Raw genomic sequence first — 20673 nt, 5'->3', positions numbered from 1 at the left:
AAAGGACGCCTAAGCGCATTGCTGTCCCATAATTTTTCACAAGAGGAAGCTCATTTGAGCTTCCTCTTGTTTTATGGGTATTTTATCGGGTGAAAATAAAGCTTTTAAAGTTCTTCTTTCAAACAAGTTCACTTGAATTATTCTGAGTAAACGTTGAACTGTCCAACCTGTTTTTCCTAAATGTTGAGCGAAACTCACCAATAAATAGGCGATCATCGCAATCCAGATTTGTGTCTGAATTGCGTTCCTGCTGCGGCCTAGAAACGCTTTTAATTTGAGATTCTGCTTAATCGCCTTAAAGAACAGCTCAACTTTCCAACGATCTTTATAAATCGCCGCAATGGTGGAGGCGGCTAAATGAAAGTTATTGCTGAGAAAGCTAAAGTGCTTGCCACTTTGCTGATCTCTATATTCAATTCTTCTTAACACTGGGGCTTTTCTTTTTAGGGCATGTGCGCTATTCAGCTGAATGGTTTCATCTTTTAGAATACCTTTGGATTCAAGCACTGGATGTTGCTGGATCACCTGATACACAGATTTAGGCCTAAAACGTGTGACAAATCCAATGTTTTGAGCAGTCAGATTTGCATACCATTGGTAATCGACATAGCCTTTATCAAAAACTACAATGCTGCCAGCAGGAAACTGGAATTTGCGGCCTTGTACCATGTCATTTTCTTTGCCATTTTCAACTGCAACAAACTCAGGAATATCATTGCTGTGATTCAATCCTATACTGAGTTTCATGCTGGCTTTTGAGTCGTGAACTTTGGCCCATTCACATAAGGAAAGCGACAGGTCAATATGACTGGCATCCAAGGAATATAAGGGATTCTTAAAGCGAAATTTATGAGCTACTTTTGAGTGGTCATAGTATTTAAGCAACTTGTAAAATAGCTGTTGATACAAGGCAGCAGGCTGCTGCTCATTGATTCGTGCCAGCGTGCTTCGGGGAATAGACTTTGCTCCGAGATGACTTAGCTTTTCCTGTTGGCACTCCAAATTGGATTGAATATCTCTCAAACTTTGCCTACAAGAGAATTGAGACATCAATATGGCAATAAACTGATCCCACCGGGAAGCCGCTCTAAATTTCTGTCCAACATGGTGTACTTTAGCAAGTTGTTCAAAATCCTGTCGCACAACAGGTTTAATTAGCTCATGAAATACGGTATTCTGATGTGACAAAACCTGAATCCTGGTCGTTAAAGTGTTTGTTTGCACTGATATTTTAACTGTTAGGACTCAGGTTTTTTTATTTAAAGCAAACTATGGGACAGCAGTGCGCCTAAGCGTCCTTTTTCTTTAAGGTCTAATTAAAGACCAGTTAGCAACACAATTGCCACCTGGTTCATAATCATTTCAATTACGATCAATGCCAAAATCGCCAGGATTGGGGACAGATCGATCATCCCCATATTCGGCATGATACGGCGGAATGGGGCCAATAATGGCTCTGCAAGTTCCTGAACTACCTCAATATAAGGTGAACGGGATTGGGTAAACATCACCACCCAGCTCAAAATAATCGTTGCAAAAATCAGGTAACGACAGAAGCGGATCAAATCCTGCATCATGGTGACGAAGGTTAGAATAAGCAAATGGATTGGACCATTTGGCATTCCCCCAGACAAATACATGATGCCAAAAATTTTCAGCAAATACAGCACGACTAAAAGTGCCAGTGCAGCAGTATTCACCCGGCCTTTACCTGCAGTTGGGAAAATACGCCCGAACACATCTACAATTTTAGTCGCTTTGACAGTAGATAGAACGACAGGATTATAAGGACTCACCGCGGCCAATTGCATTAAAAAGCGGAAGAATACGAGCAAAATCGCGACGTTAATGATAATGCCAAAAATTAGCGCAGAATTTGCACCCATACTTGAACGTTCCTAAAAATTAAACTGAAGATTATTTGCTATTGTCACTGAGCTCTTGGGCCAGTTCCTGACTACGTTTTTGCGCAGCAGCAAGCGCTGCCTGAATATTCTGAGAAATTTGCGCACGATCAAACACTTCCAATGCCGCCTGAGTTGTACCATTCGGAGATGTTACATTCTTACGCAGCTCTGCCGGTGTATTAGAACTGGTGATCGCCATTTGCGCTGCCCCCAAAGCAGTTTGCAATGTCAATGCAGTAGCTACTTTTTCATCCAGACCTAAATTCTTGCCTGCACGAATCATGCTTTCCATCATATAGAAGAAATAAGCAGGTCCTGAACCAGAGACTGCAGTTACGGCATCAATCTGAGCTTCTGAGTTTACCCAAATTGTCAGGCCGGTAGAAGCCAAAACCTGACTCGCCAGCTCACGGTCATCATTACCAACTTCTACATTGGCAAATAAACCATGTGCACCAGTCTGTACCAGTGCGGGTGTATTCGGCATCACACGGACAATACGATCAGTGCCTAATAGCGCAGATAGTGTTGCAATCTCGGCACCCGCAACAATTGAAATCACCAGCTTGCCATCAAGTAAACCTTGAAGAGGCTTTAACACACCAGCTAAAACCTGTGGTTTGACTGCAAACAGGACGATATCCGCATCTTTAATAGCAGCAATATTATCATCGGTGACATTGACTTCTTTTTCTGCAAGAAGTAAGCGTACTTTCTCAACCGGATCAGAAACTGTAATACGCGTTGCTGGCAACCCCTGTGAAATCAGCCCGCCAATCAGGGCTTGAGCCATATTACCGCCACCAATAAAACTAATATTACAATTTAAAGCTGCACTCATGTTTAATGCTCGTCGTTGAATTCTAAAGTTGAAGAAACTGAAATGGGTAGCCATCCCCCTGCCTCACAATATGCAGATTGAGCTAACCAGAATCCTTTAGGTGTAAACACGCCTAGCATAACATTATCTGTGCTTAATATTTGAATAGTATGCCGAGTCCAGGGAAATATTTGCGCTTCCTGAATGGCTTTTTTGAGCGGCCAGTGCCCCATCCGGCCATAGAGATGAATTTTTTCACCACCCTTCCGTTGACGCAAATACAAGGGTTGTCCTAATAAAGTGAGAGATAATCCTATCTCAGCCCTTTGAATCTTGAATTGACCAGAAGGAAGATGAACCTGATTTTTATTCTGTAAAATGATCTGCTGTTCGGCTACGTTTAGCTGTTGGTCAGCCAGATAAACTTCAGCTTTTAGGCGGTGCAACTGCTGCTGATAACGCACATAATAATAGCCTGACCAATGTAGCGCCGCCTGAGCATCCTGTTTCGCTTCGATTACTTCGGTCTGTACACGCTCAACCATGTCCAGAGAAGGACGATATTGTCCTTCGCCTTTCATCCAGACCGAGATTAACTGGCGCTGCCGTGCTTTGGATAAACTTAAGAGAGGAGATAAGTTGAGAATTTCGTCGTTGCCACAGAATTTTAGATCTTGCTCCAATACTTCTTGCAGAATGTTTTGCGCATCTTGCATCAGTTCACTGGTACGTGCCAAGGCGGACTGCATTTTCGGATAGCGATGACTTAAGACTGGCCACAGCACCTGACGTGCCCAAGCGCGATCATAATGAGTATCCTGATTGGTCGGATCTTCAATATTCTGGATGTTTAAATCTGCTGCCCATTGGCAAATCTGCTCACGGGAAATATCCAGTAGTGGCCGCCAGATAGTTAAATCTTTCCGAATATCGATCGCTTTCATCGCAGCCAGACCATCAATCCCTGCCCCAGAAAGTAAGCGTAACATTAAAGTTTCTGCCTGATCTTGCTGATGGTGAGCCAAGACCAGAATTTCATCGGGCTGAAGATGCTGTAGATAAGCTTGATAACGCGATTGGCGAGCCTGAGATTCCAGATTGCCACTGGAAACATGGACCGGCTGAATGATGCAGGGAATATTTAGTTGCTGACATTGTTGCTGGACAAAAGTGCCCCATTCATTACTGATACTTTGTAATTGATGATCAACATAGATCGCGCGGATTTTTTCCGGACACAAAAAAAACATCAGATGCAGTAACAGCATGGAATCCACGCCGCCACTACATCCGATTAGAAATTTTGTCTCTGCAGGAAAGCCCTGCAGTTGCTTTAAGATGCCAGACCTAAATTGTCGCTGCCAAACTTCATTAAACGTTGGTAACGTGCTTCGCATCGTGCTTGTGGTTCCATTGCTTGCAGTTCATTTAAAGCTTCTTTCAGGACTGCTTTCAGTTGGTACATGACTTCATCCGGATCCAGATGTGCACCTTCACCTTCATCAACGACGTATTCAACAATGCCCATCTTCTGCAATTTTTCAGCAGTTAATGCCAAAGCTTCACTGGCTTGTTCCGCTTTTTCTGCAGTTTTCCACAGAATAGACGCACAACCTTCCGGTGAAATCACTGAATAAATACTGTGAGAGAGCATCACTACACGATCTGCCACGCCAATCCCGAGTGCACCGCCTGAACCACCTTCACCCAGAACAGTGGCAATTACAGGTACTTTCAGATTAGAAAGTTGTGCCAAACTCGATGCAATCGCTTCAGCCTGACCACGCTCTTCCGCACCCACACCCGGGTATGCACCCATGGTATCAATAAAGGTGAAGACTGGCAGATTAAAACGTTCCGCCATATCGAGCAGACGCTGAGCTTTACGGTAACCTTCCGGGTTACTCATCCCAAAATTATGCTGTAATTTTTCACGGGTACTACGACCACGGTGTTGACCCACGATCATCACTGGTTGTCCATCGAAACGTGCCAGACCACCGATCATTGCGCCATCATCACCATAGAGACGGTCGCCATGCAAAGCATCAAATTCAGTGAATATTTCACCTACGTAGTCCAGAAATTGTGGACGTTCCGGATGACGAGCAATCTGTACTGTCGTCCATGCTTTTGATGGGGTAGCTTTATTTTTCATAGGTCAACCGTTTTCATCCCTATAAAGGTATTAATTAACAAATTGTTCAGATTGAACCGAGAGCTCGATCTCCCAATTTTTAAACTGCACCTGTTCATCATGCAGTTCAGCAATCAATAATGGCCATTGTTTGGCATCACCAGAAATGCTGAGTTGCCATTGTTGCGCATTCTTGACCTTAAGTTCAATGGCAGGAAGCATCTCATCACTACGACTGTGATTGACCAAAACCGCCAGACGCAACAGCAAACACAGCTGTAAAAGTTTAGTTCCACCGACTTTCATCACATCATGCTTGGCATCAGCGCGCAATTTACGGCGATGATGTGCGACCAAATGTGACAAATAATTCTGATCTACCTGCGAAAAACCGGCAATGTCAGAATGTTGTAATAAATAGGCACCGTGGCGGTGATAACCACTATGACTGATCGCTAAACCAATTTCATGCAAATAAGCTGCACGACGAAGTAAATCACTGTCCTCGCTATATAGGCTAAGATCACCAGCTACATCATCAAACAGTTTTTGTGCAGTCTGCACTACACGTTCGGCCTGCTTGGCATCGGCATTATAACGACCAATCAAGGCATGGACTGAACGATCACGTATATCTTCATGCTTGAAACGACCCAAGAGGTCATACATCACACCTTCACGTAATGCTCCATCTGAATAGACCAGATGTGGAATATTCAGTACATCAAATACCGCATATAAAATGGCAATTCCTGCAGGCAAGACTGCACGGCGGTCATCTTTCAGACCTTCAAATTCCATGTCCGAAACATGCTTATATTTGAATAATTTGTCTTTAAGTTTTTCCAGACCTTCACGAGTGAGCTGTTCTTTATCATTGCTCCAGCCCATGTTGACACAGATCTGACGGCAAGCCTTAATCGTACCACTCGAACCAATCACCGCATCCCAACCGGCAGATTTATACGTATTGGCAATGCCTGAAATTTCTTTTCGCGCCGCAGTCACTGCCTTATCAAAGGCTTTATGGGTAATTTCACCATCAGCAAAGAATTTCTTGGTAAAAGTCACACAACCCATCTGCACAGATTCGGTATGAATGGGTTCGAATTCTTCCCCGATAATCAGTTCAGTCGACCCCCCACCGATATCTACCACCAGGCGACGACCAGTATTAGCCATGGTATGTGACACACCGAGATAAATTAGACGCGCTTCTTCACGACCAGCAATAATTTCAATCGGTTTTGGTAAAATTTCAGCCGCTTTCTGAATGAACTCATGACCATTTTTGGCTTGGCGTAATGCATTGGTTGCCACAATCCGTAAACGGTTTGGTTGTACAGAACCCAAACGTCCGACAAAACGGGCCAGACAAGCTAAACCACGCTGCTGTGCGGCTTCAGTTAAATTTTTATTTTCATCCAGTCCCGCAGCAAGCTGAACCTTTTCTGACATTGATGCGACTTTTTTCACTTCGCCATGATCCACCCGGGCAATCGCCAAATGAAAACTGTTTGATCCCATATCGATGGCTGCGAGTAATTCTTCATCAATCAAAAAATCAGACATTCTAGAAATAAACCTTTTAAGAATTGTGCTTAGAGTAATTCACAACCATGCAATTTAAAAGCCATTTGTCAGGACAATTTCGCGTAATTATTTTTTTCATTTATAGGACAATTGTATGAGGCGATGGTGATTATCGTGATCATCCATTAGACAAAACGACATTAAAGCTTGAAAATTTACAGATTCCCCTACATTGTTAAAGATGGCTATGTAATACTAATAATTATAGTTATCTTTATAAAATTAATTCTGGAGCACTCCATGTCTGGCAACATCGTAAACACTACTGACGCAAACTTCGAAGCAGACGTTCTTCAATCAGACGTTCCTGTGCTGGTTGATTTCTGGGCTGGCTGGTGTGCGCCATGTAAAGCTATTGCCCCTGTACTTGAAGTATTGGCTGATGAATATCAAGGCAAAGTGAAAATTGTCAAAGTTGATGTAACATCTTGCGAACAAACTGCTGTGAACTTCAATATCCGTAACATTCCAGCTTTATTGATGTTCAAAAATGGTGAAGTGGTAGCGACTCAAGTCGGTGCAGCACCAAAATCTAAATTGACTGCATTTATTGATCAAAATATCTAAGCACTAAATGCTCAACTAAAAATACGCGACCAAAGGTTGCGTATTTTTTTCGTCTACAAATTGACAAAAACCTGTTTCTCTCTTATATTTCAACTTCAAGAGATAAAGGATGCTAAATCCTGTCAGTTTCTTACAAGATACATTACATAACATGCCGCTCGGCAATAGAAATTGTTTTCACATTTCTCTTTGAAACAATCAAACAGACCTCTGAATTGTTCTTGTGCAAATTCAATTGCTTTCGTTTGAATGCTTATATGCGGCCGAATGTTACTCCCTTTCTAACCTATACCTTAGAACTTTGATTCTATCTGACCACCTATGAATTTAACCGAACTCAAGAAAAAACCGATTGGCGAACTCATCAAGATTGCCGAGTTTATGGGCCTTGAAGGTATGGCTCGTAACCGTAAGCAAGACATTATTTTTGCCATCTTAAAACGCCATGCGATGAATGGCGAAGAGATTTTTGGTGATGGCGTTCTAGAAATTTTGTCAGATGGTTTTGGCTTCTTACGCTCTGCAGCAGGCTCTTATTTGGCAGGTCCTGACGATATCTATGTCAGCCCATCACAAATTCGCCGCTTTAACCTGCGTACTGGTGACACCATTACGGGAACCATTCGTCCGCCTAAAGAAGGTGAGCGTTATTTTGCTTTGCTGAAAGTCAATCAGATTAACTACGATACCCCAGAGAATTCACGTAATAAAATCCTGTTCGAAAACTTAACTCCATTGTTCCCTACTGAACAATTAGTGATGGAACTTGGTAATGGTACGACTGAAGATTTAACTGCACGTGTCGTCGATCTGGTGGCACCCATTGGTAAAGGTCAACGTTCGATTATCGTAGCACCACCAAAAGCTGGTAAAACCATGCTATTACAGAACATCGCTCAATCGATTGTTCGTAATAACCCTGAATGCTTCCTGATTGTCCTTTTGATTGATGAACGTCCTGAAGAAGTCACCGAAATGGAACGTACTGTTCGTGGTGAAGTGGTCGCCTCTACTTTTGATGAATCCCCTGCCCGTCACGTTCAAGTGGCTGAAATGGTGATTGAAAAAGCTAAACGTCTGGTTGAACATAAGAAAGATGTGGTGATTCTGCTGGATTCGATTACCCGTCTGGCACGTGCATATAACACTGTGATTCCTTCATCAGGTAAGGTACTGACCGGTGGTGTAGATGCACATGCACTTGAGCGTCCTAAACGTTTCTTTGGTGCTGCACGTAATATCGAAGAAGGCGGTTCTCTTACAATCATTTCTACTGCACTGATTGAAACCGGCAGTAAAATGGATGAAGTGATCTACGAAGAATTCAAAGGTACAGGTAACCAGGAAATCACGCTGGATCGCCGTATTGCGGAAAAACGCGTATTCCCTGCGATGAATATCAAGAAATCCGGTACGCGTCGTGAAGAACGTTTAATGTCCGAAGACAAACTGCGTAAAGTCTGGATTCTTCGTAAACTTCTGCATACCCAAGATGAACTGGTCGCGATGGAATTCTTGCTTGACCGCATGAAAGAAACCAAAACCAATGATGATTTCTTTGATCAAATGAAACGCAAAGCATCGAACTAAAATTATCAGAAAGGTCACCATTCAAGGTGGCCTTTTTTTTATGGTTGACGTATGTTACACAATGAAACAATGTACTGAGTTATCTGTAAACTTATTTTTAAGTTTTTGATTATTAAAGTAAACAAATAAATAACTGTATAATTTTTATAAGCTTAATAAGCCTTTCTCCAATCTATATCTTTCAATTAATTGTTATTTTCTGTTAAAAAACCCTTAATTTTTATCGTTTTTTCGCTGTTTTTGATGCTCACCTAGTAGCAATTAAAAATGCGCAGTGATAGCATATTTGCAGACCAGTTAGACTGCTCCTGCGTTGTTAGTCCCTAACACTATTAGGAATAATAAAAGCATATTACAGCCTGACTTTGGTTTTTTTAATCTCAATTTTTTAGAGAGTGATGCCATGTTATTCAAAAAAATCGCTATTGCTGCTGCAGTTGCTACTACTTTAGCTTTCGTTGGTTGTGCTAAAAAAGCTGACGACGCTGCTGCTGACGCTAACCAAGCTGCTTCTGAAGCTGTAGAAGCTGCTTCTGAAGCTGAAGCTGCTGCTGACGCTGCTGCTGTAGAAGCTACTTCTGAAGTTGCTGCTTCTGACGCTGCTGCTGTTGCTGAAGCTGACGCTGCTGCTGCTGTTGCTACTGACGCTGCTGCTGACGCTACTGCTGCTTCTGAAGCTGCTGCTCAATAATCTTTACGATTATTCAGTACAAAAAAAGAGAGCCTTTGGCTCTCTTTTTTTATGTAAAAAATAAAAATGTTAGATATAAAAAAAAGCAGATCAATTGATCTGCTCATTCCCCACACGTTGACGGAACTTCTGCCCCGCGCGGAACGTAACAACACGGCGTGCAGAAATCGGAATCTCTTCACCCGTCTTCGGATTACGGCCTGGACGTTGGCGCTTATCACGTAACTCAAAGTTACCGAAACCCGATAATTTTACTTGTTCGCCCGAGATTAGCGCTTGGCTAATCTCATCGAAAAACAACTCGACCATTTGTTTAGCTTCACGACGGTTTAAACTCGTGAGCTCACTTAAATGATCAGCCATTTCTGCTTTTGTTAATGCTGTCATGAAGCCCTCAATGTCGCTTGGTAAGTGTTTTCCAACACCTGAAGGATATTATCCATACCTGATTTAATTTCAGCATCTTCCAGTGTACGGCTTGGATGCTGCCAGAGAAGTGCAAAAGCCAGTGAGCGTTTCCCTTCTTCTACTCCTTGTCCAGTGTACACATCGAACAACCATGTCGAGCCTAACAGCTCTCCACCTGTTTTTTCGATAAGTCCCTGAATTTCGCTAACATTAATCTTATCACTAATTAAAAGCGCAATATCACGTCGAACTGATGGAAAACGTGATAATTCTGTAAAATTAGATACATAAGTTTGCAAAACAGCCGATTGATCTAATTCAGCGACCCAAGTCGTCGCCAAATCAAGCTCATCTTCAAGTGAGGGATGTAAACGACCTAAATAACCAATTGACTGACCATTCACCAAAATTTCTGCAGATTGACCAGGATGTAACCAGCTACGTTCAGAACGTAAATATTCCACATTCAGACGCGCAGCTGCCAGAATTTCCTCAATGTCACCTTTGAAGTCAAAGAAATCCATTGGCTGCGCTTTACCATGCCAAGTTTCAGGCGTACGTGAACCAGTAGCAATCAAGGCAAAAGTTGGAATCTGTTTCAGATCATGAATTGAAGCCGCATTCTGGTAATCAAAACGCAGACCGAGTTCGAAAAAACGTACACGGTTCTGCTGGCGATTGACGTTGTACTGTACACATGGAATCAGGCTAGACAGTAAAGTTGAACGCATCACTGCCAAATCGCTTGAAATTGGGTTCGCCAATGCCAATGGATTGACTTCTGGATTTAACTGTTTTTCCAGTTTCAGGTCAGCAAAACTGAAGCTGATCGCTTCCTGATAGCCCAAGGTCACGGCTGTTTGACGAAGCTGAGTCAGTTCGAATTGGTCTTCATATTTCGCCAACTTCACATCAATCACAGGAAGACTAATTTGAATATTGTCATAACCGTGAATACGGGCAACTTCCTCAATCAGATCTTGGTAAATTGCCATGTCATAACGGTGTGATGGAGGAACCACTGACCATTGACCTTCAGCTTTTACAGTCACTTCACAACCTAAACGCGTTAAAGCATCTGTAATGAAATCTGATTCAACTATATAACCTAATAGTTGATCGACTTGCGCTTGTTCTAACTCAATCGCTTCACGCTTTGGTAACAGCTCTGTTTTTTCAGCTACAATAATTGGACCAAACTCACCGCCTGCAAGCTCAGCAATCAACTGAGAAGCACGATGCATTGCAATCATAGGCAATTCAAAGTCAACACCACGTTCATAACGTTGTGATGCATCAGTATGTAGACCAAATCGACGAGCACGACCAGCAATATGCAATGGCGCGAAGAATGCTGATTCCAGGAAAATTTCAGTAGTTTCATCAGTTACCGATGAAGACAAGCCCCCCATAATCCCTGCAATCGCCAGAGCTTTTTCATCATCTGCGATTACCATCACATCATCTTGCAGTTCAACTTCCTGCTCATTTAATAGAACAAGCTTTTCACCTGCAGTCGCTTGACGTACATGTACTGAACCCTGAACCTTACCGCTATCAAACGCATGTAGAGGTTGACCCAATTCCATTAATACATAGTTGGTGATATCGACCAAAATGCTGTGCTGACGGATACCAGCGCGGACTAATGCACGTTCCATCCACTCAGGAGTTGGTGCTTTGGTATTTACATTTTTGATGATACGGCCCAAATAACGTGGGCAACCTTGAGTTTCAACAACGACTTGCTTTTGGTCGGTGATGGTTGCAGCTACTTCTTTAATTTCAGGTGGAGTTACCGGCAACTGGTTAATCACACCAATTTCACGTGCGATCCCGCGAATGCTGAAACAGTCACCACGGTTCGGGGTGATGCTGATATCAATCACGTTGTCATCAAGGTCTAAACATTCACGAATATTCACACCCACCGGTGCATCTGCAGGCAGTTCTAACAAACCATCGATTTTATCTTCAAGATCGATTTCTGAAGCACCGCATAGCATGCCTTGAGATTCAACACCACGCAGTTTGCCTTTCTTGATTTTAAAATCGCCTGGTAATACTGCACCGATGGTAGCTACTGGTGCTTTCATACCCGCACGTACGTTAGGTGCACCACACACGATTTGTAGAGGTTCACCTGAACCAATGTTTACAGTGGTAACACGTAAACGGTCGGCATCTGGATGCTGTTCGACAGTCAGGACTTCACCAACAACCACACCTGTAAACAGCTTTGCCGCAGGTGCAATTTCATCCACTTCAAGACCAAGCATAGTCAACTGGTCAGACAGTTTTTCGCTATCGATGGCTGGGTTAACCCATGTGCGCAGCCAATTTTCGCTAATTTTCATTTCTTTAAAACCTATAAATTAATCTTTTAAATCCCCCTCTAACTCCCCCTTTTACAAAGGGGGAGAACCCTGAGTCACATAAGGACAGCTCCCTCTCCTTTTAGGAGAGGTCAGGGAGAGGTTTAAATCCTTTAAGCAAACTGGCGTAAGAAACGCACATCGTTTTGATAGAACATACGCAGGTCATTAATGCCATAACGCAACATTGCAAAACGTTCTACACCTAAACCAAATGCAAAGCCTTTGTATTTGTCGGGATCAATGCCCGCAGCGCGAAGTACATTTGGATGCACCATACCGCAACCTAAAACTTCTAACCACTTGCCACGTTCATCCATAATATCCACTTCAGCACTTGGCTCAGTGAACGGGAAATAAGACGGACGGAAACGCACTTTCAAATCTTTTTCGAAGAATTCATTCAGCAAGTTTACCAATAAACCTTTCAATTCAGCGAAGCTGGTATTTTCAGCAACGTATAGGCCTTCGATCTGATGGAACATTGGTGAATGCGTCTGGTCAGAGTCACAACGGTATACACGGCCTGGGCACACGATACGAATTGGTGGCTGCTGGCTTTCCATGGTACGAATCTGTACGCCCGAAGTATGGGTACGTAGCAGATGGTTCACATCAAAGTAGAAAGTGTCGTGCATGGCACGTGCAGGGTGATGGCCTGGAATATTCAATGCTTCGAAGTTGTGATAGTCATCTTCAACTTCTGGACCAGTCGCTACTGTGAAACCTGCTTTGGTAAAGAATTGACAGATACGTTCTTGTACTTGGGTCACTGGGTGGATGCTGCCCACCTGTTGGCCACGACCGGGCAAGGTAATATCAATTGTTTCACTAACAAGCTTTTGCTCTAGTGCAGCTTTTTGCAGTTCAGCCTGACGTTGTGTCAAAGCACTAGTGATGGCTTCACGAACTGCATGAATTTGTGCCCCGAACGCTTTACGTTGTTCAGGATCCATTTTCCCCAGCGACTTAGATTGTTCCGCGAGCTGGCTTTTTTTCCCCGTAAATTGCACTCGTACTTGATCAAGTGCAGCAAGGTCTTGAGCTGCTGCAATCGCAGCGAGCGCTTCAGTGGTCAGGGCTTCCAGTGACATAGTAACTCTCAAAGCAACAGGTTAGAAATATTTTTAAAAACCCCATATTCTAACAGTTTTTAGGCGAGTTGATGAAGTGCGCTTTTAATGAAAATTAGAATAGCATCATGAATTATAAAAAGTATAAGATAAACATAATATCAATCAGATCAAATCACTATGGCACTCGATCAAATTTGGAAACAGCAACTGACCCTCGTCACTTATGGCAATGAGTTTTTAACTCAGGATCTCAGTTTCAGCCGCTGGCTGAATCACTCCATTTTTAATCAGCACCATTTAACTTTTCGTGATCTGATTTCCCAGCATTTACTGGCACAGCACTTTCAAATCTGGCTAGAAGGCCTGAAAAAACAAGGTGTTCGTCGTATTAGTCTGCATTCTTCACACTTGCTGGAAGATGAAAATAACCCTAATGCCAATGTCGAGCTGGTTCCTTTGGCTCATGTGATTATCAGTCATCATGCTCAAGGTAAAACCGCCTGGATGATCGGTAAGGAGCTGGCTGAATGGTATACCGCTGATAATGATTATGAAGCACCAGAAGCCCAGCAGTCGCCTTTACGTCATGAAGTATTCTGGCGTTATGAACTGAACAGTAAACTGGCTAAAAGAATTGATGCTGATCTGGTACAACCAAACTGGGATGATATTCATACCTATACCGAACAGGAATTATTTGAACATCATTTAGCTCAAGGATTCACTGAGCCTGCTTATACTGGTTTGCCTTATTACGGTACTACCCCAACGATTCAGTCTCATGCAGAAAATCCGAGTCATCTTGCTTTAATCCCAACGGATTATTCATCTGATTACGCTCATCAGACCTTATATCGTCTGGATGCATTAAGTGATTTTATACAGACGAAGATTCAACACCCTTATAATGATGATGGCCAGGTACTGAATCCGGAGCAGCAATTAAACCTGCGCCACTTTGCGCAAAAAATTGATGAAATCAGTGCCAAGTTTATTGTGAAAGTGGCCAATCATTATAAAACTGCACAACTTACCCCTAAAGTGGTGCCTGATCCTTTTGCGGGCATGAATACTGAAGATCGCGCAGTCAAAGTCTCTAAAGCTGAACGACCACAAAGTCACCATAAAACCGGTGCTTCAAGTGTGATCAAACTGATTCTGATCACGATTGTGATCTGTTTGATTGGCTACTATTTCGGGCTTTAATAAAATATATTGTCTATAAATAATCACTTTGGCTTGGTGGAGACTTAATCTCCACCAAATCAATAAATAAATGATTTAAAAAATCAAAGATCCCACTGATTTTATTTAAGCATAAAAAAGACCGCTAAAAGCGGTCTTTTTTCTAAGTCATAAAGACTTATGCAGCCAACGCATCTTTAGCTTTAGAAGCTAGAGCTGCAAACGCAACTGCGTCATGCATAGCGATGTCAGCAAGTACGCGACGGTCGATGATCACTTGAGCTTTTTTCAAGCCAGCGATCATACGGCTGTACGATAAACCGTTTTGACGTGCACCAGCGTTGATACGTGCAATCCACAAAGCGCGGAATTGACGTTTCTTCTGACGACGGTCACGGTAAGCGTATTGACCAGCTTTGATTACCGCTTGGAACGCTACGCGGTAAACGCGTGAACGAGCACCATAGTAACCTTTAGCGCGAGCAAGAATTTTTTTGTGACGGCGATGAGCCTGTACACCACGTTTTACACGAGCCATTTATAATCTCCTTAGATGTACGGGCACATACGACGAACTGAAGCAACGTCACTTACGTGAACCATTACACAGCCGCGCAATTGACGAATACGCTTAGCAGATTTTTTGGTCAAAATGTGGCGTTTGAACGCTTGTTTACGCTTAAAACCGTTAGCAGTCGCTTTGAAGCGTTTAGCTGCACCACGGCGAGTTTTCATCTTAGGCATAACAACCTCTTTTGAACACCTGTTCGGCACGTCTGCACCATTGCAAGAACGCCCTGCAGGTAAGGGAGCCGATATTCTAATGCATCTTTGCTTAAAACAAAAGCACTAGTCTTTTTTTCTTGATGAATTTGCAAACTTAGCATTTTTTACGATAAGAATTGAATGATGAATTTATATACTGCTTGCGATATCACTTTATAATTTGTCAATTTTTTCAGTTGCAGCTCTTTATGCACATTCAGCCCGATGCGTTTGCCGCACTCCGTTATCGAGACTTTTCCATTGTCACCTTAAATCAGTTTTGTTTGACTTTAGCCATTCTGATTCAGGAAATTATTGTTGCCTATTCTCTATATCAGATTACCAAAGACCCGCTGACCTTAGGACTAATTGGTCTAGCAGAAGCGATTCCTTTTATTTCCCTTTCTTTATGGGGCGGATATGTCGCGGATCGCTTTAATAAGCAGACCATTATGAAAATCTGTTTATTTTTCGCCATTCCGATGCCGCTTATTCTCTGGTCACTGTTTCATTATCACGGCTTGGGAAAGCTCAGCACCAGTCAATTATCTTGGGGAATTTATGCCGTCATTTTCTGTCTGGGTACCATTCGTGGCTTTTATAATCCTTCAGCAACTTCACTGAAACCTTTTCTGATTCCACGTGCACTCTATGCCAATGGTGCAACCTGGACCACAATTGGCTGGCAAAGTGGGGTAATTATCGGGCCGATGCTCGGTGGTTTTATGCTGGCGTTTTTAGGTCGGGAAACCAGTCTTCTAACTGTCGCAGTACTGGTCAGCATCTGTTTTGTTCTGATTAACTTATTGCAAAAGCGCGATTTTCCTAAAATTGAAACTGAAAATGTCCTGCATAGTCTGGGTGATGGTTTCCGTTTTATCTGGAACAGCAAAATTGTACTGTGGTCGATTTCCCTAGATCTGGTTTCGGTACTGTTTGGTGGGGTGATTGCCCTCTTACCGATTTTTGCAGAGGATATTTTAAAGGTTGGTCCTGAAGGTTTGGGGTATTTACGGGCTGCCCCTTCAATTGGCGCACTGATAACCATGATTGCCCTGACCCGTTTTCCGCCTACGCAACATGCCTGGCGTAATATGCTGCTTGCAGTCGCAGGATTCGGAGTCTTTACCCTGCTATTCGCCTTTTCTAACTCGATGTGGCTATCTCTGTTTGCTCTTGCCATGACCGGCGCCTGTGACAGTATTTCTGTAGTGATTCGCCAGACGATTTTACAGATTTACCCACCCGATAATATGCGTGGCCGGGTTGCTGCAGTAAACGGCATGTTTGTCTCATCCAGTAATGAACTGGGTGCTTTTGAGTCCGGTCTGGCTGCGAAATATATGGGCACAATTATGGCTACAGTGTTTGGTGGCAGCATGACCCTACTGGTGGTGGCCATCAGCTGGGCAAGAACCAAAGATCTGTTTGGAATTGATATTACCAAAGGGACTGAAAAATAATTTTTAGTTCTGATGTGCGTAGGATTTTCAATCAGGAAAATATTGTGCACTAATGATGAATACAAATAAAAAGAGGCTTTACGCCTCTTTTTTAAAACATCGCATACGCCCAATAGACAAACAGATAACGTCCAATTTTGGCAATACTGACTATCAAAATAAAACGGGCAAAATTTTCCTTGAGCAAGCCAGCAATTAACGTAATTGGATCGCCAATAATCGGCACCCAGCTCAGCAATAATGACCAATAGCCGTATTTCTGATAGGTACTTTGGGCTTTAAGCATCTGCTGCTCAGAGACTGGAAACCATTTTTTATGTTTATATTGCTCAATCTTGAACCCCAGATACCAGTTCACACAGGAACCCAAGATATTTCCAGCACTTGCGATCATGATAAGTAAAGCCGCCGAATAGCTCCCTTGCCATAATAAACCCAGCAAAACCGCTTCCGACTGCAGTGGTAATAAAGTGGCTGCACCAAAAGCGGCAAGAAAGAGCAGAAACAGGGACATCCCGAGACTAACGGCTTAAACCCAGTTTTTTCTTGGCTTTAAGATATTCCCAATTCGCCCAGAATATAGCCATAACCATGACCAAAATACGTGACCATTGATATTTCTGGGTGATCGGCTCAAGCGCTGCATTTAAAATCTGGCGATCTTTGGTATTCAAGGCGCTGATCACCTGATCCACATGCACAATTTCAGCAATAAACAGCAGCAGACAAGCTGCGATACCGAAAATAATACTCCAGTAAATTCGAGGATTCGTTTCCACGATTTTAGTAAAGTTCAGGAAAAAATCTTTCATACACTCACCCAATAAAAAACCACCCAAAGGTGGTTTAATCTACTTTTATCTAGTTTAGCACAAAGGCCAGACTTATCTGACCTGTATTGCTAACGCTCTTTGAACCGCTGGACGCGCAGTCAGGCGTGTCACATATTCCTGTACTTCCGGATAATCTGCCAGATCAATCTGCTGCCATTCATGACGTAACACCCATGGCAAAATAGCCATATCCGCAATTGAATAGTCACCGGCTACATATTTTTGACCAATCAGCTGTTTGTTCAGAACCCCGTATAGACGCTTGGTTTCATTGACATAACGATCAGTGGCATACGGGATACGCTCAGGAGCAAAACGGCTGAAGTGATGATTTTGCCCCAGCATCGGACCCAAGCCACCCATTTGCCACATTAGCCATTGCTCAACTTCAACGCGTTGCTGCTCATCATCCGGATAAAACAGGCCGGTTTTACGACCCAAATATTGCAGAATCGCGCCAGATTCAAAAACTGAAATCGGTTCGCCACGCGAGCCATCCTGATCCACGATCGCAGGAATTTTATTGTTCGGAGAGATACGTAAAAAATCAGGTTGAAACTGGTCATTTTCCAGAATATTGATTGGGAAAATTTTATATTCCAAGCCCATTTCTTCTAATGCGATAGTAATTTTATGGCCATTGGGCGTTCCCCAATAATAGAGATCAATCATGTTATTACCTGTTACCTTTTCGTTTTTACATGACATTGTTGAAATTTGATCTAGTTATAGCATGATTTAAAGCCCTACTTCCGCATATTTTGTTATAGATTCAGCAGTAAAATCGCTAAATTCAAAGCATTATTTTTAGCTCAAGATGGGTTCAAATATTTTTAAATTTTGAGTCTTGAAAAGCTTCGCCTCAATCCTATATTAGAAATAAAGGAATGATCTATTCAGGAGATTGTTTCTAATCACTGAGTTCATATTGAAGAATTGCATGTTGTTTATAAAACTTTTCTGAGATCAGGAGGTAAGATCAATGAGCAATTTTAGTCTTAGCCCACTATTCCGTCGTAGTATCGGTTTTGACCGCTTTAATGACCTTTTTGATTATGCAATGCAAAGTGAGGCACCAAACTATCCGCATTACAACATTGAAAAAACCGGCGACAACAATTACCGCATTGTAGTTTCTGCTGCCGGATTCAATGAAGACCAGCTAGAGATCAATCTGGAAAATCAGGTTCTGACCATTAGCGGTAAAGCGATGGAAGAAAATTCAGATACGACTGTGGAATTCCTACATAAAGGCATCGCCCACCGTTCATTCAAGCTGTCTTTACGTCTGGATGAACATGTAGAGGTACAACAAGCTGAATTCGAAAATGGTTTATTGAAAATCGAATTGCAGCGTAATGTACCGGAAGAAAAATTGCCTCGTCAGATTCCGATTGGCAAAAAGCTGTTAGCTGAAAAAAATGAATCTAACGAGCAGCAAAGCTGATCATCAATCAAAAGAAAGGCCCAAACGGGTCTTTCTTTTTTAGGACAGAATCCTTAAGCTTGAAAGTATTCAATTTTCATCCATCATAAAAAGGCGGATTCAAGCAGCAAGTGCAACAGTATAAAAACCAGCCATAACTTCACTAGGCGTATACCAGCCTAGTGTTTTTCTAGGGCGATGATTGAGAGCAAATTCTATCTGCTCTATTTGTTCATTTGACACTTCATCAAACGAAGATGATTTTGGCAGATATTGCCTGATCAGACCATTGGTATTTTCATTTCTGGCTCGTTGAATCGACTTGTATGGATCTGCAAAGTACGTCTCTATCCCTGCTTCCGTTATCCGCCGGTGCTCGGAGAACTCCTTACCATTATCAAAGGTTACACTGTAGGCATGACTGCTGCGCAAACATGCTAAAGCACACGAGATCGTTTTAGTTGTGGTTCTAGTTTGTCCCAAATGAACGATATGTACATACAAGCTTTTGCGCTCAACCAGAGTTAATAATGCCCCCTTGTGATTCTTGCCTATCACGGTATCACCTTCAAAATCACCTAGGCGTTGACGTTTCTCGATGACCTCATCGCGACAGTGAATACTTGTTCTATCAACGAGTTGGCCTCTACGGTCTGTATTTTTATAGCCTCGTTTACGATATTTCTTTTGATGTCTTAAATGAATGTGGAGCTTACCGCCTTTAGATTTATCTAGATAGACGTACTGATAAATCCATTCATGTGAAGGCACATCAAGCCAACCTCGTTGTGTTAAAGCACCTGAAATTTGCTCAGGAGACCAATCTAAGCCAATCAGATAACGAATATAAACGAGAGCAAAATCCGTCATTTGTGAAGAGGATCGATATCGTCTTTGACTTGAAAATTTCTCTGCCTGTTGAGCTCGATATCCACGTTTTCCAGTATTTCTTTTGATCTCACGATAAAGGGTTGATCGAGAACGTCCAAGCTCCCTGGCAAGGGTAGAGATTGAAGATTTGCTTTTTAAAGCAGCATAAATTTCGTATCTTTCATCTTGAGAAAGTTGGGTGTATTGCTTCATTGGGTGCTTTCCAATTGCGAGTTGAAAAAAGTCTAATGATTTTAATACACCTAACTTTTTCAACTAACTACAAATATGTCGCACTTGGTATTTGAATCTGCGAAATAATAATATGAACACATCAGACATTACTCTGTTTCATCAAAGTGCCCAGACGATGAAACATATGGGACTTCTCCTACTTTGCTATCCCATTGGGATTTTGATGACTTTGTACCTTCATACTCCAGATCCTCCTTCCAGTTTTGTTCGAGGATTGATATTTTTATTGCAGGAGTCTCCAAGCTTTTATGGCTATATGCTAGGTTTCCTGATGCTATCGCTCTTGGTATATAGCATTAAACTAAAAATCACCTCGCGGACAATTTATTACACTTTGGCAGGATACCAGATCAGTTTGTGTTTATATCGTGAAACCGTCCATTACAGCTTTATCAATCCCCAATATGATTCAATTAAGGCACGTACCAAACGCTGGCTAACCAGACTTCCCGCTCATCAAATTAATCAGCGAGATGGCACTCTCGATTTTATTCTTTGTCAGTCCAGTTGGCGCGACCGGCTCTGTTTAAGATTATTCCGGATTCATTTATCGATGTTTTCCCGTCAGCAAGCGAAGGAAATTATTCAAGCCATGTACAGTGCTTGGAATTTAAGATCATAAAGGCTGATTCAAAAACACTTTTAATTATATGGTTTAAGCTGAAAGAAATTTATCTCATCAGATTTCAAAGAATAAAAGCAGTTATTAAAA

The 20673-nt window shown here is 42.3% G+C and carries 22 protein-coding genes; 7 read left to right on the top strand and 15 right to left on the bottom strand.

Annotated elements, in window-relative coordinates:
* Positions 1-36: 36 nt before the first annotated feature.
* From C3F22_RS01665 to ppx, 6 genes are all read right to left on the bottom strand, one after another.
* The gene (locus C3F22_RS01665; RefSeq protein WP_104425765.1) at positions 37-1188 is read right to left on the bottom strand and encodes an IS4-like element ISAbe18 family transposase; all 1152 of its coding nucleotides are present in this window, start codon (positions 1186-1188) and stop codon (positions 37-39) included.
* Between the two features lie 128 nt (positions 1189-1316).
* Positions 1317-1886, bottom strand: coding sequence for a YggT family protein (locus C3F22_RS01660; RefSeq protein ID WP_004783550.1), 570 nt, complete (start codon positions 1884-1886; stop codon positions 1317-1319).
* 31 nt (positions 1887-1917) lie between these two features.
* Positions 1918-2748 carry a pyrroline-5-carboxylate reductase gene (proC, locus tag C3F22_RS01655; RefSeq protein WP_104425764.1) on the bottom strand — a complete coding sequence of 277 codons (831 nt, stop codon included), beginning with the start codon at positions 2746-2748 and terminating at the stop codon, positions 1918-1920.
* A 2-nt stretch (positions 2749-2750) separates the two neighbouring features.
* Positions 2751-4124: a tRNA lysidine(34) synthetase TilS gene (gene tilS / locus C3F22_RS01650; RefSeq protein WP_079281015.1), complete on the bottom strand. Its 1374-nt coding sequence runs from the start codon at positions 4122-4124 to the stop codon at positions 2751-2753.
* Entirely contained in the window at positions 4061-4885 is an 825-nt protein-coding gene (locus C3F22_RS01645) for an acetyl-CoA carboxylase carboxyltransferase subunit alpha (RefSeq protein WP_004783557.1), read from the bottom strand. The genes tilS and C3F22_RS01645 overlap by 64 nt, the downstream gene beginning before the upstream one ends.
* A gap of 30 nt (positions 4886-4915) precedes the next feature.
* The gene (ppx, locus tag C3F22_RS01640; RefSeq protein ID WP_104425763.1) at positions 4916-6436 is read right to left on the bottom strand and encodes an exopolyphosphatase; all 1521 of its coding nucleotides are present in this window, start codon (positions 6434-6436) and stop codon (positions 4916-4918) included.
* 261 nt (positions 6437-6697) lie between these two features.
* Here ppx and trxA point away from each other — a divergent pair, with 261 nt between their 5' ends.
* The 3 genes from trxA to C3F22_RS01625 all read left to right on the top strand — a co-directional run bounded on the left by trxA (position 6698) and on the right by C3F22_RS01625 (position 9305).
* Positions 6698-7024 (top strand): thioredoxin, encoded by a 327-nt coding sequence (gene trxA, locus C3F22_RS01635; RefSeq protein WP_005233946.1) that lies wholly within the window; start codon positions 6698-6700, stop codon positions 7022-7024.
* 321 nt (positions 7025-7345) lie between these two features.
* A complete protein-coding gene (gene rho, locus C3F22_RS01630) occupies positions 7346-8614 on the top strand; it encodes a transcription termination factor Rho (RefSeq protein ID WP_004783562.1) in 1269 nt (422 codons plus the stop codon).
* 403 nt (positions 8615-9017) lie between these two features.
* Entirely contained in the window at positions 9018-9305 is a 288-nt protein-coding gene (locus tag C3F22_RS01625; protein WP_005233936.1) for a hypothetical protein, read from the top strand.
* A gap of 90 nt (positions 9306-9395) precedes the next feature.
* On the opposite strand, the gene C3F22_RS01620 is transcribed toward C3F22_RS01625, so the two are convergent.
* The 3 genes from C3F22_RS01620 to pheS form a co-directional block, all read right to left on the bottom strand.
* A complete protein-coding gene (locus tag C3F22_RS01620; RefSeq protein WP_004783565.1) occupies positions 9396-9692 on the bottom strand; it encodes an integration host factor subunit alpha in 297 nt (98 codons plus the stop codon).
* Positions 9689-12070 (bottom strand): phenylalanine--tRNA ligase subunit beta, encoded by a 2382-nt coding sequence (gene pheT, locus C3F22_RS01615; RefSeq protein WP_104425762.1) that lies wholly within the window; start codon positions 12068-12070, stop codon positions 9689-9691. Before pheT ends, C3F22_RS01620 begins: the two co-directional genes overlap by 4 nt.
* Positions 12071-12201: 131 nt before the next feature.
* Positions 12202-13182, bottom strand: a complete 981-nt coding sequence (gene pheS, locus C3F22_RS01610; protein ID WP_104425761.1) for a phenylalanine--tRNA ligase subunit alpha — start codon at positions 13180-13182, stop codon at positions 12202-12204.
* 159 nt (positions 13183-13341) lie between these two features.
* Between pheS and C3F22_RS01605 the strand changes: the two genes are divergently transcribed.
* Entirely contained in the window at positions 13342-14370 is a 1029-nt protein-coding gene (locus C3F22_RS01605) for a hypothetical protein (RefSeq protein ID WP_104425760.1), read from the top strand.
* A 157-nt stretch (positions 14371-14527) separates the two neighbouring features.
* Here C3F22_RS01605 and rplT read toward each other — a convergent pair whose 3' ends face one another.
* A complete protein-coding gene (gene rplT / locus C3F22_RS01600; protein WP_004647525.1) occupies positions 14528-14887 on the bottom strand; it encodes a 50S ribosomal protein L20 in 360 nt (119 codons plus the stop codon).
* 11 nt (positions 14888-14898) lie between these two features.
* Positions 14899-15093 carry a 50S ribosomal protein L35 gene (gene rpmI, locus C3F22_RS01595; RefSeq protein ID WP_004278281.1) on the bottom strand — a complete coding sequence of 65 codons (195 nt, stop codon included), beginning with the start codon at positions 15091-15093 and terminating at the stop codon, positions 14899-14901.
* A gap of 230 nt (positions 15094-15323) precedes the next feature.
* Between rpmI and C3F22_RS01590 the strand changes: the two genes are divergently transcribed.
* A complete protein-coding gene (locus C3F22_RS01590) occupies positions 15324-16577 on the top strand; it encodes an MFS transporter (RefSeq protein ID WP_104425759.1) in 1254 nt (417 codons plus the stop codon).
* 91 nt (positions 16578-16668) lie between these two features.
* Here the strand turns inward: C3F22_RS01590 and C3F22_RS01585 are convergent, their stop codons facing one another.
* The 3 genes from C3F22_RS01585 to C3F22_RS01575 all read right to left on the bottom strand — a co-directional run bounded on the left by C3F22_RS01585 (position 16669) and on the right by C3F22_RS01575 (position 18082).
* Complete coding sequence (locus C3F22_RS01585; RefSeq protein ID WP_104425758.1) at positions 16669-17091, bottom strand: YqaA family protein; 423 nt, start codon at positions 17089-17091, stop codon at positions 16669-16671.
* Between the two features lie 7 nt (positions 17092-17098).
* On the bottom strand, positions 17099-17389 hold the full coding sequence (locus C3F22_RS01580) for a hypothetical protein (RefSeq protein ID WP_034580699.1): 291 nt from the start codon (positions 17387-17389) through the stop codon (positions 17099-17101).
* A gap of 72 nt (positions 17390-17461) precedes the next feature.
* Complete coding sequence (locus C3F22_RS01575) at positions 17462-18082, bottom strand: glutathione S-transferase N-terminal domain-containing protein (protein WP_104425757.1); 621 nt, start codon at positions 18080-18082, stop codon at positions 17462-17464.
* 310 nt (positions 18083-18392) lie between these two features.
* On the opposite strand from C3F22_RS01575, the gene C3F22_RS01570 reads away from it, so the two are divergent.
* A complete protein-coding gene (locus tag C3F22_RS01570) occupies positions 18393-18857 on the top strand; it encodes an Hsp20 family protein (RefSeq protein ID WP_104425756.1) in 465 nt (154 codons plus the stop codon).
* A gap of 99 nt (positions 18858-18956) precedes the next feature.
* Here the strand turns inward: C3F22_RS01570 and C3F22_RS01565 are convergent, their stop codons facing one another.
* Positions 18957-19919, bottom strand: coding sequence for an IS30 family transposase (locus tag C3F22_RS01565; protein WP_004780562.1), 963 nt, complete (start codon positions 19917-19919; stop codon positions 18957-18959).
* Between the two features lie 112 nt (positions 19920-20031).
* On the opposite strand from C3F22_RS01565, the gene C3F22_RS01560 reads away from it, so the two are divergent.
* Positions 20032-20583, top strand: coding sequence for a hypothetical protein (locus C3F22_RS01560; RefSeq protein ID WP_104425755.1), 552 nt, complete (start codon positions 20032-20034; stop codon positions 20581-20583).
* Positions 20584-20673: the final 90 nt, after the last annotated feature.

This window comes from Acinetobacter sp. ACNIH1 (assembly GCF_002934695.1).
In the GTDB taxonomy this organism is placed as follows: Bacteria; Pseudomonadota; Gammaproteobacteria; order Pseudomonadales; family Moraxellaceae; genus Acinetobacter; species Acinetobacter variabilis.
Note: the sequence above shows the minus strand (reverse complement) of the source record. Positions and strands in the feature narration are given on the sequence as shown.

What these genes read in the sequence shown, in the direction of transcription:
- C3F22_RS01660 (WP_004783550.1), bottom strand. Translation starts at nt 1,886, where the DNA reads ATGGGTGCAAATTCTGCGCTAATTTTTGGCATTATCATTAACGTCGCG.
- proC (WP_104425764.1), bottom strand. Translation starts at nt 2,748, where the DNA reads ATGAGTGCAGCTTTAAATTGTAATATTAGTTTTATTGGTGGCGGTAAT.
- tilS (WP_079281015.1), bottom strand. Translation starts at nt 4,124, where the DNA reads ATGCGAAGCACGTTACCAACGTTTAATGAAGTTTGGCAGCGACAATTT.
- C3F22_RS01645 (WP_004783557.1), bottom strand. Translation starts at nt 4,885, where the DNA reads ATGAAAAATAAAGCTACCCCATCAAAAGCATGGACGACAGTACAGATT.
- ppx (WP_104425763.1), bottom strand. Translation starts at nt 6,436, where the DNA reads ATGTCTGATTTTTTGATTGATGAAGAATTACTCGCAGCCATCGATATG.
- trxA (WP_005233946.1), top strand. Translation starts at nt 6,698, where the DNA reads ATGTCTGGCAACATCGTAAACACTACTGACGCAAACTTCGAAGCAGAC.
- rho (WP_004783562.1), top strand. Translation starts at nt 7,346, where the DNA reads ATGAATTTAACCGAACTCAAGAAAAAACCGATTGGCGAACTCATCAAG.
- C3F22_RS01625 (WP_005233936.1), top strand. Translation starts at nt 9,018, where the DNA reads ATGTTATTCAAAAAAATCGCTATTGCTGCTGCAGTTGCTACTACTTTA.
- C3F22_RS01620 (WP_004783565.1), bottom strand. Translation starts at nt 9,692, where the DNA reads ATGACAGCATTAACAAAAGCAGAAATGGCTGATCATTTAAGTGAGCTC.
- pheT (WP_104425762.1), bottom strand. Translation starts at nt 12,070, where the DNA reads ATGAAAATTAGCGAAAATTGGCTGCGCACATGGGTTAACCCAGCCATC.
- pheS (WP_104425761.1), bottom strand. Translation starts at nt 13,182, where the DNA reads ATGTCACTGGAAGCCCTGACCACTGAAGCGCTCGCTGCGATTGCAGCA.
- C3F22_RS01605 (WP_104425760.1), top strand. Translation starts at nt 13,342, where the DNA reads ATGGCACTCGATCAAATTTGGAAACAGCAACTGACCCTCGTCACTTAT.
- rplT (WP_004647525.1), bottom strand. Translation starts at nt 14,887, where the DNA reads ATGGCTCGTGTAAAACGTGGTGTACAGGCTCATCGCCGTCACAAAAAA.
- rpmI (WP_004278281.1), bottom strand. Translation starts at nt 15,093, where the DNA reads ATGCCTAAGATGAAAACTCGCCGTGGTGCAGCTAAACGCTTCAAAGCG.
- C3F22_RS01590 (WP_104425759.1), top strand. Translation starts at nt 15,324, where the DNA reads ATGCACATTCAGCCCGATGCGTTTGCCGCACTCCGTTATCGAGACTTT.
- C3F22_RS01585 (WP_104425758.1), bottom strand. Translation starts at nt 17,091, where the DNA reads ATGTCCCTGTTTCTGCTCTTTCTTGCCGCTTTTGGTGCAGCCACTTTA.
- C3F22_RS01580 (WP_034580699.1), bottom strand. Translation starts at nt 17,389, where the DNA reads ATGAAAGATTTTTTCCTGAACTTTACTAAAATCGTGGAAACGAATCCT.
- C3F22_RS01575 (WP_104425757.1), bottom strand. Translation starts at nt 18,082, where the DNA reads ATGATTGATCTCTATTATTGGGGAACGCCCAATGGCCATAAAATTACT.
- C3F22_RS01570 (WP_104425756.1), top strand. Translation starts at nt 18,393, where the DNA reads ATGAGCAATTTTAGTCTTAGCCCACTATTCCGTCGTAGTATCGGTTTT.
- C3F22_RS01565 (WP_004780562.1), bottom strand. Translation starts at nt 19,919, where the DNA reads ATGAAGCAATACACCCAACTTTCTCAAGATGAAAGATACGAAATTTAT.
- C3F22_RS01560 (WP_104425755.1), top strand. Translation starts at nt 20,032, where the DNA reads ATGAACACATCAGACATTACTCTGTTTCATCAAAGTGCCCAGACGATG.